Annotated in this window: 9 protein-coding genes, 2 pseudogenes and 1 riboswitch; of the genes and pseudogenes, 4 read left to right on the forward strand and 7 right to left on the reverse strand. The window is 45.5% G+C overall.

The features are described from left to right. The first annotated feature begins 29 nt into the window (after nucleotides 1-29). Both AB6E52_RS07515 and tadA read left to right on the forward strand, forming a co-directional pair. Nucleotides 30-1319, forward strand: coding sequence for a hemolysin family protein (locus tag AB6E52_RS07515; protein ID WP_017067641.1), 1290 nt, complete (start codon nucleotides 30-32; stop codon nucleotides 1317-1319). 79 nt (nucleotides 1320-1398) lie between these two features. Continuing rightward, nucleotides 1399-2003, forward strand: a pseudogene (tadA, locus tag AB6E52_RS07520) (tRNA adenosine(34) deaminase TadA). Nucleotides 2004-2064: 61 nt separating this feature from the next. Here the strand turns inward: tadA and AB6E52_RS07525 are convergent. Both AB6E52_RS07525 and mltF read right to left on the reverse strand, forming a co-directional pair. Next, entirely contained in the window at nucleotides 2065-2196 is a 132-nt protein-coding gene (locus AB6E52_RS07525; RefSeq protein ID WP_017059878.1) for a hypothetical protein, read from the reverse strand. A gap of 316 nt (nucleotides 2197-2512) precedes the next feature. After that, nucleotides 2513-4081: a membrane-bound lytic murein transglycosylase MltF gene (gene mltF, locus AB6E52_RS07530; protein ID WP_017059879.1), complete on the reverse strand. Its 1569-nt coding sequence runs from the start codon at nucleotides 4079-4081 to the stop codon at nucleotides 2513-2515. Between the two features lie 329 nt (nucleotides 4082-4410). On the opposite strand from mltF, the gene purL reads away from it, so the two are divergent. Together purL and AB6E52_RS07540 are read left to right on the forward strand one after the other, a co-directional pair. Further along, a complete protein-coding gene (gene purL, locus AB6E52_RS07535) occupies nucleotides 4411-8319 on the forward strand; it encodes a phosphoribosylformylglycinamidine synthase (RefSeq protein ID WP_102320242.1) in 3909 nt (1302 codons plus the stop codon). A gap of 811 nt (nucleotides 8320-9130) precedes the next feature. Beyond that, a complete protein-coding gene (locus tag AB6E52_RS07540) occupies nucleotides 9131-10081 on the forward strand; it encodes a GGDEF domain-containing protein (RefSeq protein ID WP_102320243.1) in 951 nt (316 codons plus the stop codon). A 311-nt stretch (nucleotides 10082-10392) separates the two neighbouring features. Here the strand turns inward: AB6E52_RS07540 and dapD are convergent, their stop codons facing one another. The 5 genes and pseudogenes from dapD to AB6E52_RS07565 all read right to left on the reverse strand — a co-directional run bounded on the left by dapD (nucleotide 10393) and on the right by AB6E52_RS07565 (nucleotide 14456). Continuing rightward, nucleotides 10393-11424, reverse strand: a complete 1032-nt coding sequence (gene dapD, locus AB6E52_RS07545; protein WP_017059885.1) for a 2,3,4,5-tetrahydropyridine-2,6-dicarboxylate N-succinyltransferase — start codon at nucleotides 11422-11424, stop codon at nucleotides 10393-10395. Nucleotides 11425-11682: 258 nt separating this feature from the next. Further along, nucleotides 11683-11826 (reverse strand): annotated as a pseudogene (locus AB6E52_RS07550) (MarC family protein); the annotation flags it as partial. A 197-nt stretch (nucleotides 11827-12023) separates the two neighbouring features. After that, entirely contained in the window at nucleotides 12024-13013 is a 990-nt protein-coding gene (locus tag AB6E52_RS07555) for a GGGtGRT protein (protein WP_102320244.1), read from the reverse strand. 23 nt (nucleotides 13014-13036) lie between these two features. Next, on the reverse strand, nucleotides 13037-13729 hold the full coding sequence (locus AB6E52_RS07560) for an iron-sulfur cluster assembly scaffold protein (RefSeq protein ID WP_102320245.1): 693 nt from the start codon (nucleotides 13727-13729) through the stop codon (nucleotides 13037-13039). A gap of 194 nt (nucleotides 13730-13923) precedes the next feature. Beyond that, nucleotides 13924-14007, reverse strand: a riboswitch (Fluoride riboswitch). 155 nt (nucleotides 14008-14162) lie between these two features. Next, complete coding sequence (locus AB6E52_RS07565; RefSeq protein WP_008223840.1) at nucleotides 14163-14456, reverse strand: YebG family protein; 294 nt, start codon at nucleotides 14454-14456, stop codon at nucleotides 14163-14165. Between the last annotated feature and the right edge of the window lie 74 nt (nucleotides 14457-14530).

Below are 14530 nucleotides of genomic sequence, written 5' to 3' on the forward strand. Positions count from 1 at the left end.
GGCCGGTAAATTTAGGAAATCCAAGCCACATGAAAATTCTGCTTTTAGTAGGGTTAATTGTTTTAAATGGTCTGTTTGCCATGTCTGAGATTGCATTGGTAGCAGCAAAAAATAGTCGGCTGAAACGCTTAGCCGAAAAACACCGCTCCGCTCAGGTTGCTCTTGATCTCAAAGAAAACCCAACCCGCTTCCTCTCTACAATCCAAATCGGTATCACGGTAATCGGCCTACTCAGCGGGATTGTGGGTGAGGCGACGCTATCGGCTCCACTAGCCGTTCAACTTGAACTGTGGGGACTAGACCCAACACAAGCGAACATCTTGTCTACTGCGGTTGTGGTGGTAGGTATTACTTATTTCGCTATCGTTGTCGGTGAGTTGGTACCAAAGCGTTTTGCTCAGTCTCAAGCTGAAAACATTGCTGTGTTAGTCGCGCTGCCAATCTTCTGGTTATCTAAAATCGCGACGCCGTTTGTGTTTGCGTTGTCGGCTTCAACGGAAGGTATTCTTAAGTTGATGGGCCGAGGCGGTGAAGAAGATAGCGTTACCGAAGATGATATCCATGCACTTGTGAAAGAGGGCTCAGAATCGGGTGTGATTGAACGCGGCGAACAAGAGATGATTCGTAATATCTTGCAGCTTGATGATCGTCTTGTGAGCTCATTGATGACTCCGCGTCGAGACATCGACTTTCTGGATGTCGACCAACCCGTTGAGCAGATATTAAAGAAACTGCGTTCATCAAAACACAGTGTGTTTCCATTGTGCCAAGATCACCTCAATAAAGTGGTGGGTACAGTGTCAGCCAAAGCCTTGTTGAATCAGGCGGGCAATCTAAGCATTCAAGTGATCATGGGGCTGTCTCGCTCGCCGATCTATGTTCCAGAATCGATGAAAGCTCTGCGTCTACTTGGCTACTTTAAAGAGTCGGGCACCGAGATGGCATTCATTGTCGACGAGTATGGCGATGTTCAAGGTCTTGTGACTCATTACGATATTCTTGAGGCGATTGCTGGCGAGCTATCGAATAATCCGAACGATCTTTGGACCGAGCAAGTGGAAGACGGTTTGTTGGTGGATGGATTGATTCCTATTAGTGAACTGAAAAACCGTTTAGAGCTATCGGATTTTGAGGGCGAAAGCGAGAGCTTCCAAACGCTGAATGGCCTTGTGACATGGTTAATAGGGCGCTTACCGGATGCAGGCGAAGTTGTTCAATACCAGCAGTGGCAGTTTGAAATTATCTCTGTTGAGAACAATCGCATTGTGAGTATCAAAGCGACGCCAATAGCCGATGACATAGAAGACGCTAATAGCTAACAGTTCGACCAACCAGCAATGGTTCATTGTCTGTTGTTGTCTATTACCTCTTTATTGTTCATTATCTCTAAGATTAGGTATGCTTCACCGCATACCTATTTTCGTTTTTATCCTTTGTTTCTGGAGTTCCCTTTGTCAGACCATCAATTCACCCCTCAAGATGAAATCTTCATGCGACGCGCCATCGAGGTGGCTACGCAAGCAGAGAGCGAGGGAGAGGTTCCTGTTGGTGCAGTATTAGTAAAAGATGGGGAGATTATCTCTGAAGGATGGAACCGTTCGATTGGCAGCCACGATGCTACGGCACACGCAGAAATTGAAACCTTGCGTAAAGCCGGTCAAACCTTAGAAAACTATCGGCTACTCGATACCACTTTATACGTTACGCTAGAGCCTTGCCCAATGTGCGCAGGTGCCTTGCTACACAGCCGAGTAAAGCGCATTGTGTTTGGTGCTCCAGACTTAAAAGCAGGCGCTGCAGGTACAGTGTTGAATTTGTTTGAAAGCCAGGCCTCATACCACTATGCCGACGTTGAACATGGTTTGTTAGAGGAAGAGTGCCGTGAGCAATTACAAGCGTTTTTCAAGCGTCGTAGAAAAGAGATAAAAGAGAAGCGAAAGCAAGAACGTCTGTTGGAAGAGCAGCGTTTAGAAGCAGAGATGAAGGCTGGCAATAAGAAATAGCAGCGTACTTTCGGCACTCTCTATCGCAAGAGTGCCAAGCAAACTGACTGAGTAACTACATTTACTCAGCAATCATCTGCATGAAAGCGCGATTGCGCCAAATGATCTTCTTCTTATTATTTGAAAGCATACGCTTACGACGGTTTGCAGCAACGGTCTTATCAAGGCGTTTCGATTTCAGTTTCTTCATCATTTCAATGATTTCCTATTTGTCGTCTGACTTTTTAGTTTGGACTAACGATTTAATTATAGTGTTATTCGTTTGTTTGGCCTGTCGCACGCTTGGCTTAAATAGAAGAGCAGTTCTAGTCTAAAGCCAGCATTGCAGTGCAACAGAGCATAATCTTGATTGTGGTGTGCCGTTATAAGGTTCGATTGTTACTGCAATATGACACTCTAGATCTCATCATCATTTTCTTGCCTGCTTCCCTTATCCCTTAGTGACGAAAGAAGAGTCGAAAAAAGACAATAAAAAAGAGCAATGCTAGATGGCATTGCTCTTTTGGGTTTTACTGTGAAGGCTCAGAACTGCTTACTGTCGACTGAGCTGCGCTGATACTCGATTCAGCACCTGAGGTTTCTAAAGGTGGGATCACCACCAAACCTTCAAGGGTCGCTTCTTGTTCTTTATTGCGCTTATTTACATGGCCAATAATGCTTTGGTAATAACGGCGAATGTTTTCAACGTAGTTTCTCGCTTCATCACCACGCGCATACCCATATCGAGTTTGGCTGTAGTACTTCTTCTGTCTTAACAGAGGTAATCTGTCTTTCACATCGCCCCAAGCATCAGGATCTCCTCCTTGTGCCTTCGTGAGGCGACGCGCGTCCATCATGTGCCCGTAACCGACATTGTATGAAGCAAGTGCAAACCAGATCTTTTCGTGTTGAGTGATTGAATCTGGTACTCGGTTCACGATACGACGCAGGTACTCAACACCGCCTTGTACCGACTGGTTCGGGTCGAGACGGTTGGTTACCCCAACACTCTTCGCGGTGGGCAGTGTCAACATCATCATGCCACGAACACCCGTTGGTGAGCGCGCAACAGGGTTCCAGTGTGATTCTTGGTAGGCCAAAGCGGCAATCAAGCGCCAATCAAATTCTTGAGAGTACCTTTGAAATAGCGGCGACCATTTTGGCAACTTGCTGTCCAGTGCGCGGATAAAGGCACGAGTATCAACGTAGTCAAAAGTGCCGATGTGGCCGATGTATTTCTCTTCTAGTGAAGCCAGTTCACCAGACTGTTTTAGGTTACCGAAGAACTCAATCAGCAAAGCATACAGGCTTTCATCTTCCGATCTATTTAGGTACCAAGAGATAGGTTGGTCTTCTGTCAGCTCAAATGCCAAGGCAACATCTGGGTACAAACGTTGCGCCAGTGATAGCTCGATAGAGTCGGCCACTGTGAATAAACGTTCGCCTGTTGATACTTCTTTTAGCAGGTCATTGATGTCTGCATTGCCAACCGCGTCATAGATGAAGTCATCGTGCGTTTTCTGCAGCAGTTTGAGTGTTGGTTCAAAGTGCGAGTCTTTCACCACAACCAAAGAGGGCGTCAGCGTCTCGCTTGATACCGCAGCTTCTGATTCAGCTTGTGCTTTTACAAACTCAGCCTGACGCTCATTCTCAAAATTGATCAATTGCTCAAGGTTTCTTGGGCGCCATTGGCCCTTTTTGTACACGACCTGTTGGCTTACATAGTAATAAGCAGGCGCGGCGCGGTAAGCGCGTGTCAGTTTGTTATTTTGCGTTAAGCCGGTCGCGATAAGGTCGATCTCGCCTTTCTTCAACGCAGGGAATAAGCCTGACAAACGGTAAGCGGGTTTAACCTCAAGCTTTACACCAAGCTCCTGCGCAAATTCACGAGCTAATTCGTAATCCAAGCCAGCAGGACCATCAGGACCGATGTAATAAGAGAGTTGGTTATTTAGGGTGCCGACACGAAGAACGCCACGATCTCGTATCTGCTCAAGGACACTTTTAGGTTCAGATTCAATCTGGCATCCAGCCAACCCAAATAGGGCGATGGCGAGCAGAAGGAACTTAGACGAAAAGATGAGCGTAAATTTAGGCATCAAAATGAAATCTCGAAAAGTGGAAGCTCCTTTATACCAAACCCCGCAAGGCTGGCAAAGCAGGTTTAATTAAACAGTTGTAAAAGTGGTGATAAATGCAGCAAAAGTACCATTTACGCAGAAAGATAAAAAAAATCACGCAAACGGTTGCTTTTGGTGTTACGTCACAAAAAGAAATGCTTTATAATGCGCTCGCATTGAAGAGGTGGGATCGGCATAGGTTTTTAAACCTTCGGGAATAGCTTCGAAGAAAACAGTTAGGTTTTTCCTTTAACCCACTGAATTTATTCCAATACTACCTTAATCAACTGCATAAGAGACGTAAGCACATGAGAATTTTGCGTGGCTCCCCAGCTCTATCTGAGTTTCGTGTTAACAAGCTTTTAGAGCTTTGTCGTGAATTAAGCTTACCTGTAACAGGTATTTACGCTGAGTTTGCCCACTTTGCTGATCTAACGGCAGACCTAGATGAGTCTGAAGTTGAGAAGCTAGAAAAGCTACTGACTTACGGTCCAACGATTGAAGAGCATGAACCTGAAGGTTTACTGCTGCTTGCAACGCCACGCCCAGGCACTATCTCGCCTTGGTCTTCAAAATCAACAGATATCGCACACAACTGCGGACTGGCTAAAGTGTCACGTCTAGAGCGCGGTACTGCTTTCTACATTGAAACCTCTGCTGAACTTTCTGAACTTCAACTTGTTGAGCTGAAAGCAATCCTGCACGACCGTATGATGGAAGTGGTTTTCACTGACTTCGAATCAGCGGCGGCACTATTTACCGTTGCTGAGCCTGCTCCTTATGCGGAAGTTGACCTACTAACTGGTGGACGTAAAGCGCTTGAAAAAGCAAACGTTACTCTAGGTCTTGCACTTGCAGAAGATGAGATTGATTACCTTCTTGAAAGCTTCACTGAGAAGCTAGGTCGTAACCCGACGGACATCGAGCTAATGATGTTTGCACAAGCGAACTCAGAGCACTGTCGTCATAAGATCTTTAACGCTGATTGGACTATCGATGGCGTTAAGCAAGAAAAATCATTGTTCAAGATGATTAAGAACACCTTTGAAACGACACCAGAACATGTTCTGTCTGCTTATAAAGATAACGCAGCGGTAATGACAGGTTCTGAAGTTGGTCGTTTCTTCCCAGATCCAGAAACTCGCCAGTACAGCTACCACCAAGAAAAAACACACATCTTGATGAAAGTTGAAACGCACAACCACCCAACGGCAATCTCACCGTGGCCAGGCGCATCGACAGGTTCAGGCGGTGAAATCCGTGATGAAGGCGCAACCGGTATTGGTGGTAAGCCAAAAGCGGGTCTTGTTGCTTTCTCTGTATCTAACCTTAAGATCCCGAACTTCGTTCAACCTTGGGAAACTGACTTTGGTAAGCCAAGCCGTATCGTTACTGCTCTGGATATCATGCTTGAAGGTCCTCTTGGTGGCGCGGCATTCAACAACGAATTTGGTCGTCCAAACCTACTTGGCTACTTCCGTACTTACGAAGAGAAAGTAAACTCTCACGCAGGTGAAGAAGTGCGTGGTTACCACAAACCAATCATGCTAGCTGGTGGTCTTGGCAACATCCGTGATGAGCACGTTCAGAAGAAAGAGATCCCGGTAGGTGCAAGCCTAATCGTTCTAGGTGGTCCTGCGATGAACATCGGCCTTGGCGGCGGTGCGGCATCTTCAATGGATTCTGGTTCTTCTTCTGAAGATCTTGATTTCGCTTCTGTACAACGTGAAAACCCAGAGATGGAGCGTCGTTGTCAGGAAGTTATCGACCGTTGTTGGCAGCTTGGTGATGCGAACCCAATCGCATTTATCCACGATGTGGGCGCGGGCGGTATCTCGAATGCTCTTCCTGAGCTAGTCGACGATGGCGAGCGTGGCGGTATCTTTAATCTACGTGACGTGCCAAACGATGAGCCGGGCATGAGCCCACTTGAGATCTGGTGTAACGAATCTCAAGAGCGTTACGTAATGGCGGTTGCTGATAAAGACTTAGCGACATTTGAAGCGATTTGTAAGCGTGAACGCGCTCCATTCGCGATTGTTGGTAAAGCAACTGAAGAGCGTGATCTTAAATTAGAAGATTCTCACTTCGACAACACGCCAATCGATATGCCAATGGACATCCTATTAGGTAAAACACCTAAGATGCACCGTGACGCGAAAACGCTAAAAGCTAACAACCCTGCGATTGACCGTTCTGGCATCGAGATGAACGAAGCGGTTGACCGTGTTCTTCGCTTGCCAACAGTCGCTGAGAAAACATTCCTTATCACCATCGGTGACCGCTCGGTAACAGGCCTTGTAGCTCGTGACCAAATGGTTGGTCCATGGCAGGTTCCTGTTGCTAACTGCGCAGTAACAGCGGCAAGCTACGACTCTTACCACGGTGAGGCTATGTCTCTTGGTGAGCGTACGCCAGTGGCACTTCTAGACTTCGGCGCATCGGCTCGTCTAGCGGTTGGTGAAGCAATTACTAACATCGCAGCGACCAACATCGGCGATATCAAACACATTAAACTGTCGGCTAACTGGATGTCTCCAGCAGGTCACCCAGGTGAAGATGCAGGTCTTTACGAAGCGGTTAAAGCGGTTGGTGAAGAACTATGTCCAGCTCTGGGTCTAACTATCCCAGTGGGTAAAGACTCAATGTCGATGAAGACTAAGTGGGAAGAGAATGGCGAGCAGAAAGAAGTAACGTCTCCGCTATCTCTTGTTATCACTGCGTTTGCACGTGTTGAAGATGTTCGTAAGACGATTACTCCTCAGCTTCGCACTGACAAAGGTAATACAAGCCTAGTTCTTATCGACCTAGGTAACGGCAAAAACCGTATGGGTGCAACAGCACTTGCACAGGTTTACAAGCAGCTTGGTGACAAGCCAGCAGACGTAGACAACGCAGCGCAACTAAAAGGTTTCTACGAAGGCGTTCAAGCACTTGTAGCGAACGACCAAGTTGTCGCTTACCACGATAAAGGCGATGGTGGTCTATTCGTAACGCTAGCAGAAATGGCATTCGCAGGTCACTGTGGTGTTAATGCAAACATTGAAGCGTTAGGTGAAGACACGCTAGCAGCACTGTTCAACGAAGAGCTAGGTGCAGTAATCCAAGTCCGTAACGACGACCTAGACGCAGTACTTTCTACTCTTGCAGCTAACGGTCTAGAAGCATGTTCTCATGTGATTGGCAGCGTTGTTGGTGAAGGGGAAGCATCAGATGAACTAGTGATTAAATCTGGCGAGTCTGTAGTGATTGAACGTAACCGTACTGAACTACGTACTATCTGGGCTGAGACAACGCACAAGATGCAAGGTCTGCGTGATAACCCAGTATGTGCTGACCAAGAACACGAAGCGAAGAAAGACAACTCGGACCCAGGTCTGAACGTGACACTGAGCTTTGACGTAAACGAAGACATCGCAGCACCGTTCATCAACACAGGTGCTAAGCCTAAGATGGCGATTCTACGTGAGCAGGGTGTTAACTCTCACGTTGAAATGGCAGCAGCATTCGACCGTGCAGGCTTCGAAGCAACTGATATTCACATGAGCGACATCCTAACAGGTCAAGCGGTACTAGAAGAATACAACGGCCTTGTGGCATGTGGTGGCTTCTCTTACGGTGATGTACTAGGTGCTGGTGAAGGTTGGGCGAAGTCGGTTTTGTTTAATGACTCTACTCGTGACCAGTTTGAAAACTTCTTCAAGCGTGAAGATACCTTCTCTCTAGGTGTGTGTAACGGTTGTCAGATGCTGTCGAATCTACGTGAACTTATCCCAGGTGCGGAGTATTGGCCACGTTTCGTTCGCAACGAATCTGAGCGCTTTGAAGCACGTTTCAGCCTAGTAGAAGTTCAGAAGTCAGATTCTGTATTCTTCAACGGCATGGAAGGTTCTCGTATGCCAATCGCTGTTTCTCACGGTGAAGGCCGCGTAGAAGTACGTGATAACGACCACCTAAACGCGATTGAAAACTCAGGTACGGTTGCTCTACGTTACGTTGATAACAACGGTAACCAAACGCAGCAATACCCGAATAACCCGAATGGTTCGCCAAACGCTATCACAGGTTTAACAACGACTGACGGCCGCGTGACAATTATGATGCCTCACCCAGAGCGTGTATTCCGTACGGTTGCAAACTCTTGGTCTCCGGAAGGTTGGGGCGAGAATGGCGCTTGGATGCGTATGTTCCAAAACGCACGTAAGAACGTGGGTTAATTGAAAACGATTTAAACAGTGTTATCGGGACAATAACCACAAGCGCAGATCGAAAGGTCTGCGCTTTTTTTGGTGGTGAGTGTGGTGTAGGGATCACCGTATAGTGGATGTGTGTATAACAAACTTTTGGACAAAAGCTTGCTAGAGTTATTGTACTAGTCGATAGTAATACACATTGGATTTTGTAGGGGTAGTGAAGGAATCTAACGAATGCCCTCACTCCATTGACCATCACATGTGTTACCCGCAGTGGTTTAACCTTTTAATTTGTAGCCAAATTAACTATTTCACTACACCACGTCACAGACTATTGTAATATTTACATCACACCGCCAAAAAGAAAGTAACACGATGATTTAAAAAGAAAATCAAACAAGACTCCATAATGATACCCTTCCTTATACCCTGTAATTACTAAGATGCATAATATACAGGGGAATAGCATATTAAATACCACTATTTTAGGAAGCTACACTCTAAAACTATTTATGGTTACTTTTGAAGGCAGAGAACTCCAAACAACTGGTGGAATGTGACCGTAACAATTTACTCGCTAAGTCGCAATGGGGCACATTGCGAGATAGAAAATGTTGTTGGTTCACTCTAAATTAGTGGCCAAATTCACTTAGCCACAACAACTTGCTTAATTATACATATATCCACTATCAGTAGACCTAAAATACCAACTTCGATTGGCTTAGGTAATGAAGGTAGTGACTTGGTTTAGGTGGCCAAGTCAGCTATCTTTCATATTGACGGACAATTTAACGCTGACATTTTGTGAGCCCCCGAAAAATAAGAGAGCAGATATATGCAAAGTAATTTCCTCAGTCACTTCATGTCCTTATTATCTATTACTAGCGATTACATCTACTTTAAGGATATGAATTATAGGTTCATATTGTGCAGTCAGAACTTTGCAGAGCTTGTCGGGAAAAACTCATGGAGGGAACTTCACGATAAAGATGACTTTGATCTGTTTCCTCATGAACATGCATTAATGTATCGTAAGGAAGATGAGAAAATAATCGAAGGTCGAATACAGAAAACAACCTCAATCGAACCTTATACAGATAATGAGGGAAATGAGGGCTGGGTATCTACCTGTAAATGGCCTCTTTACAAAGATGGAGGAAGTGAGTTGATAGGAATGTTCGGTATTAGTCGTGATATTACTGAGCAAGTAAAGCTTCAAAAACTTCTTGACCTTAAGGAAAAAGAATTAGTTGAGGCAAATATAAAATTAAAGGAGCTTAGCGAGATTGATCCTTTGACAGGGCTATATAATCGTCGTATTTATTCAGCATATTTAAAAAAAATTTCAGCCTTAGCAATGCGATCTGGTGAGCCCTTGTCACTTCTGATTATAGATATTGATAATTTCAAAAACTACAATGATAATTATGGTCATGCTGCGGGGGATACAACGCTAAAGATAATTTCTAGCCAATTAAGAAAAAATGTGTATAGAGATTCTGATCTACTAGTAAGGTATGGTGGAGAAGAGTTTGTGGCTGTATTGCCCAATACTAACCTCCGTGATGCAAAATATGTCGCAGAAAGAATAAGAAAAAATATACAAGCTGAAGCAATGACTCATGAATACTCTACCGATGCAGGTGTTGTCACGGTAAGTATTGGCATTTCTACTATCAAAGGAAAAGTTATTGATACCGATAACTTGTTTTTACAAGCTGACAATTCCCTTTATAAGGCTAAAACATCGGGAAGGAATAGGTGTGAAGCCTTTTGTTGTGGCTAAGTAATGTTGGCCACTAATTTATAGTTCCTAGGGCGCTTTGGGGCGAAAGCGATTTAGCTAATTACTATCACGTTAGGCTAAATAATCTCTTTAACTGATAGTGTAGTGGATTAGCAAATTTGGTTAGATAGTTAGAGTTCTAGGCATGAAAAAAAGTAAGTCAAATGATGCTTTAGTGAAGAGTTTGTTCAATCGGTCGAAACACACAATGGGGCAAATAATGATTCCCAGAACATACAAAAAAGCCGCTGGATTGAACCCCAGCGGCTTATTATTTTCTAGCATCTAGCATCTAGCATCTAGTGCTTAGATTAGTTGTTGCTGTGCAGCTCGCTGTTTAGCTCAACCGCAGACTTGTTCGCTAGGCACTCGATTTGGCCTGTGATTGAGTTGCGACGGAACAGAAGATCAGACACGCCAGCAAGATCGCGAGCTTTAATGATTTCTACTTCATTGCCTTCTTTATCTAGCATGCGAACCTTAGTACCCGCAGTCACGTAAAGACCAGACTCAACTGTACAACGGTCACCCATAGGGAAGCCAAGACCCGCGTTTGCGCCTAGTAGGCAGTTTTCGCCGATAGAGATAACCATCGTACCGCCACCAGACAGAGTACCCATGATAGAAGCGCCGCCGCCGATGTCTGAACCGTTACCTACAACAACACCCGCAGAGATACGACCTTCAACCATGCTCACGCCAGTTGTACCAGCATTGAAGTTGATGAAACCTTCGTGCATTACTGTTGTGCCTTCGCCTACGTGTGCGCCAAGACGAACACGAGAAGTGTCAGCAATACGAATACCTGTTGGTACTACGTAGTCCACCATTTTAGGGAACTTGTCTACGCAATCTACAGACAGAGCACGACCTGCAAGGCGAGCTTCGATTTGACGCTCAGCCAGCTCAGGTAGGTCGATAGGGCCTTCGTTTGTCCATGCGATGTTGTGCAGTAGACCGAAGATGCCGTCCAGTACCGTACCGTGTGGTTGTACTAGGCGGTTAGAGATAAGTTGTAGCTTTAGGAAGCCTTCAGCAACTGATGCTGGCTTCTCGTCAGTAGCAAGAACAACAAGAACAAGTGGCTGTTCAGACGCTGCCGCTTTTTCTGCGAAAGATGCGTTAGCTGCATCATCGTTTGCTGCGAATGCTTTCGCCAGTTCTGCGCTTTGTGCAGCAGAGATTTCGATAGCTTGGTTGCCTTCAGCGTAACCTGACACTTCAGCTACAGCTGCTACAAGAGCGTCGCTTGGGTTTAGAAGCGGGTTAGGGAAGAACGCTTCAATGATTTTATTGTCGCGATTTTTGGTTGCCGTACCGAAGGCTAGTGAAAAATAAGCCATGTTGAATCTCCATGTGTTGAGTCTTGATTTTGCTATTCCAAAACAACGGCTCGAATAACAAGCGCTGCCGTTAGCAAAGTTAATTTAATTGCGTTCATCATAAAGAGAGCGCCCTCGTTATGAAAGGGCGTATCGGGATAAAGTCTGTAAAATGATATTGCTTGTCTTTTGAGAGATAGTTTTCTGCAATGAGAAAACACTGCAGATCAACACAAATTGATTGGTGCGTTAATCAACATTCTCCTGTGAATCCCCTCTTTAGATAAACAGTGCCTTATAAGCTTGCTCAATCCCTTCAATCAACATCTGCATACCGATTACCGCGAGTATCAACCCCATCATTCGAGTAATCACGTTCAGTGCGCTTGGTCCAACGGCTTTAACGAAGCGCTCGCCAAATACGACAGCAGAATGTATTTAATCTTAGATACAAATAATTATTAGAAATAGATAGTAGAGCAAGTGTGAATAAAAAACAGCCAGCATAAGGCTGGCTGTTTGGTTTTAGTGATAGGTGTATAGTTTTAGTCGTCCGTTATTGCTTGATTCTCAACTAACAGACTCTACATAACAGGCAGATTGTGGGACTCACTTTGTCGTTATGCGTGTTGAGATTCACTCACTGCCACAGCCAATGCAACCGTCGCTCCGACCATTGGGTTGTTGCCCATGCCGATGAAGCCCATCATCGCCACGTGAGCCGGAACAGAAGAGCTACCAGCGAACTGAGCGTCAGCGTGCATTCTGCCCATGGTATCTGTCATGCCGTAAGACGCAGGGCCTGCTGCCACGTTATCTGGGTGCAATGTTCGACCTGTACCGCCGCCTGAAGCTACTGAGAAGTATGGCAAACCTTGGCGAGTACGTTCTGCTTTGTAGATACCCCCTACTGGGTGTTGGAAGCGAGTAGGGTTGGTTGAGTTACCCGTAATACTGACATCCACTTCTTCTCTGTGCATGATAGCCACACCTTCACGTACATCATCAGCGCCGTAACACAAGATGTCGCCGCGAGGGCCTTGTGAGAAACGGCGACGTTCAGTTTCAACAAGTTCACCTGTTTGGTAATCGTATTGAGTGCGTACGTAAGTGAAGCCGTTGATGCGCGAGATAAGATAAGCCGCATCTTTACCTAGGCCATTTAAGATCACTTTCAATGGGTTTTTGCGTGATTTGTTGACGTTTAGCGCAATTTTAATCGCACCTTCTGCTGCAGCAAAAGACTCGTGACCCGCAAGGAAGGCGAAGCAGTGGCTCTCTTCATTGAGAAGACGAGCGGCTAGCGCGCCATGGCCGATCCCGACTTGGCGTTGTTCAGCAACACTGCCGGGTTTGGTGAATGCTTGGAGGCCTTCACCAATAATATTAGCGGCTTGTTCTGCGCTGGTGGCTTTACGAAATAGCGCCAGTGCTGAGCCAAGGATATAGGCATCGGCAGCGCTTTCAAAAGCGATAGGTTGGGTATCCATCACTAGCGCTTTTGGATCAACGTTGTGGGCTTTACAGTATTGGTCAGCTTGCTCTAAAGAGTCGAAGTTCATTTCTGCCAATACGCGAGTTACTGATTCATTAAATTGAGTGTTCATCATATCTTTCCTCTAAATTGGCAAAATTACTGTTGGCGTGGGTTAATGGTGGCAACGGCTTCATCGAAGCGGCCATAGGTCCCTGTCGCAAGGTCGGCCGCTTCATTCGCTGGCACGCCTTGGTTAATCGCCTTCATCATTTTTCCGAGGTTGAGATATTCGTAGCCAATCACTTCGCTGTGATCATCAAGTGCAAGTTTGGTTACGTAACCTTCTGCAAGCTCTAGGTAACGTACGCCTTTTGCAGCGGTTGAGTAACTGGTACCCACTTGGCTGCGCTGTGTTTGACCTAAGTCTTCTAGTGCTGCGCCGATCTCTAGGCCACCTTCAGAGAAAGCCGACTGAGTTCGACCGTAAACAAACTGCAGGAAGATTTCGCGCATCGCGACGTTAATCGCGTCACATACCAAGTCAGTATTCAGCGCTTCTAGAATGGTTTTTCCGGTGAGGATTTCCGCAGCCATCGCGGCTGATTGAGTCATGCCTGAACAGCCAATCGTTTCGATTAGTGCTTCTTCGATGATGCCGTTTTTTACGTTCAGCGTTAGTTTTGCTGCACCTTGTTGTGGTGCACAAGTGCCGACGCCATGGCTTAAGCCAGAAATAGCGATAACGTCTTTTGGACTAACCATAGCGCCTTCAACTGGAATTGGCGCTGAAGTGTGCAGATCACCCCTTTGAATAGGGCACATTGATTGAATTTCTGAAGAATAGTGCATAATGTTTTCTCACAGTTAGAGTCATTGAAGACCTAGGGTGTTGAGAAAACAGGACGTGTTGGAAGAGGTGCGGCTAATTCACTACAGATCTTGAGTATCGATAATCCAAAGGTGTCATGAAGCTCGGTCTTAAGAGACTAAGTCCATTTCAAAATGGAGGAATAGCGATACATCCAACAGTATTACCTGTTTTCGATTCTGTAGGAGTCATTAGCACTGTTCGAAAGAACGGGCGGTTGAAGCAAAAGCTTAGGTGGAACCCCATCACCTGATGGCTATAGATTAGATCTTCCTCACACTTTCATGCAAGCGAATGTTTAGAGCGATTTCGACTATAAACAAGCTTCATTATATTTCGATAAGTATAAAAAAACGCCAATAACGAACTCTAATTCGAGGCGTCATTGACGTTTTTTAGAAAGCGATCAGCTAGTTATGCTGCATCTTCTTCTGCGTCTTCAACAGCTTCAAGCTTCTTAGCTTTTTTCGGAGCTGGTTTACGCTTAGCACCTAATGCGTAAAGAACTTCTTCTTTGTTCTTCGCTAGGTACATTGCAAGTTCTTCTTGCTTGCCTTCATCTTCAACTAAATCGCTTTTGCCTAACAGTTCAAAAAGCTCATCAGCCATATCCAGCATTTTGTCGTATGCGTCAGCTTCGGCTTTAGAGGTAAAAGTCATTTTCTCTTCTCCGTTGCGTTCCACCACGTACTTGACGATAACAGCCATGGTTAATCCTCTAAGTTTGATAAATTTTACTGGCTTTTTATACAGTTTCTGATGTTAAAAGTCCAGTTGGAGCC

It is taken from the genome of Vibrio sp. 10N.247.311.13, from assembly GCF_041467595.1.
In the GTDB taxonomy this organism is placed as follows: domain Bacteria; phylum Pseudomonadota; class Gammaproteobacteria; order Enterobacterales; family Vibrionaceae; genus Vibrio; species Vibrio crassostreae_C.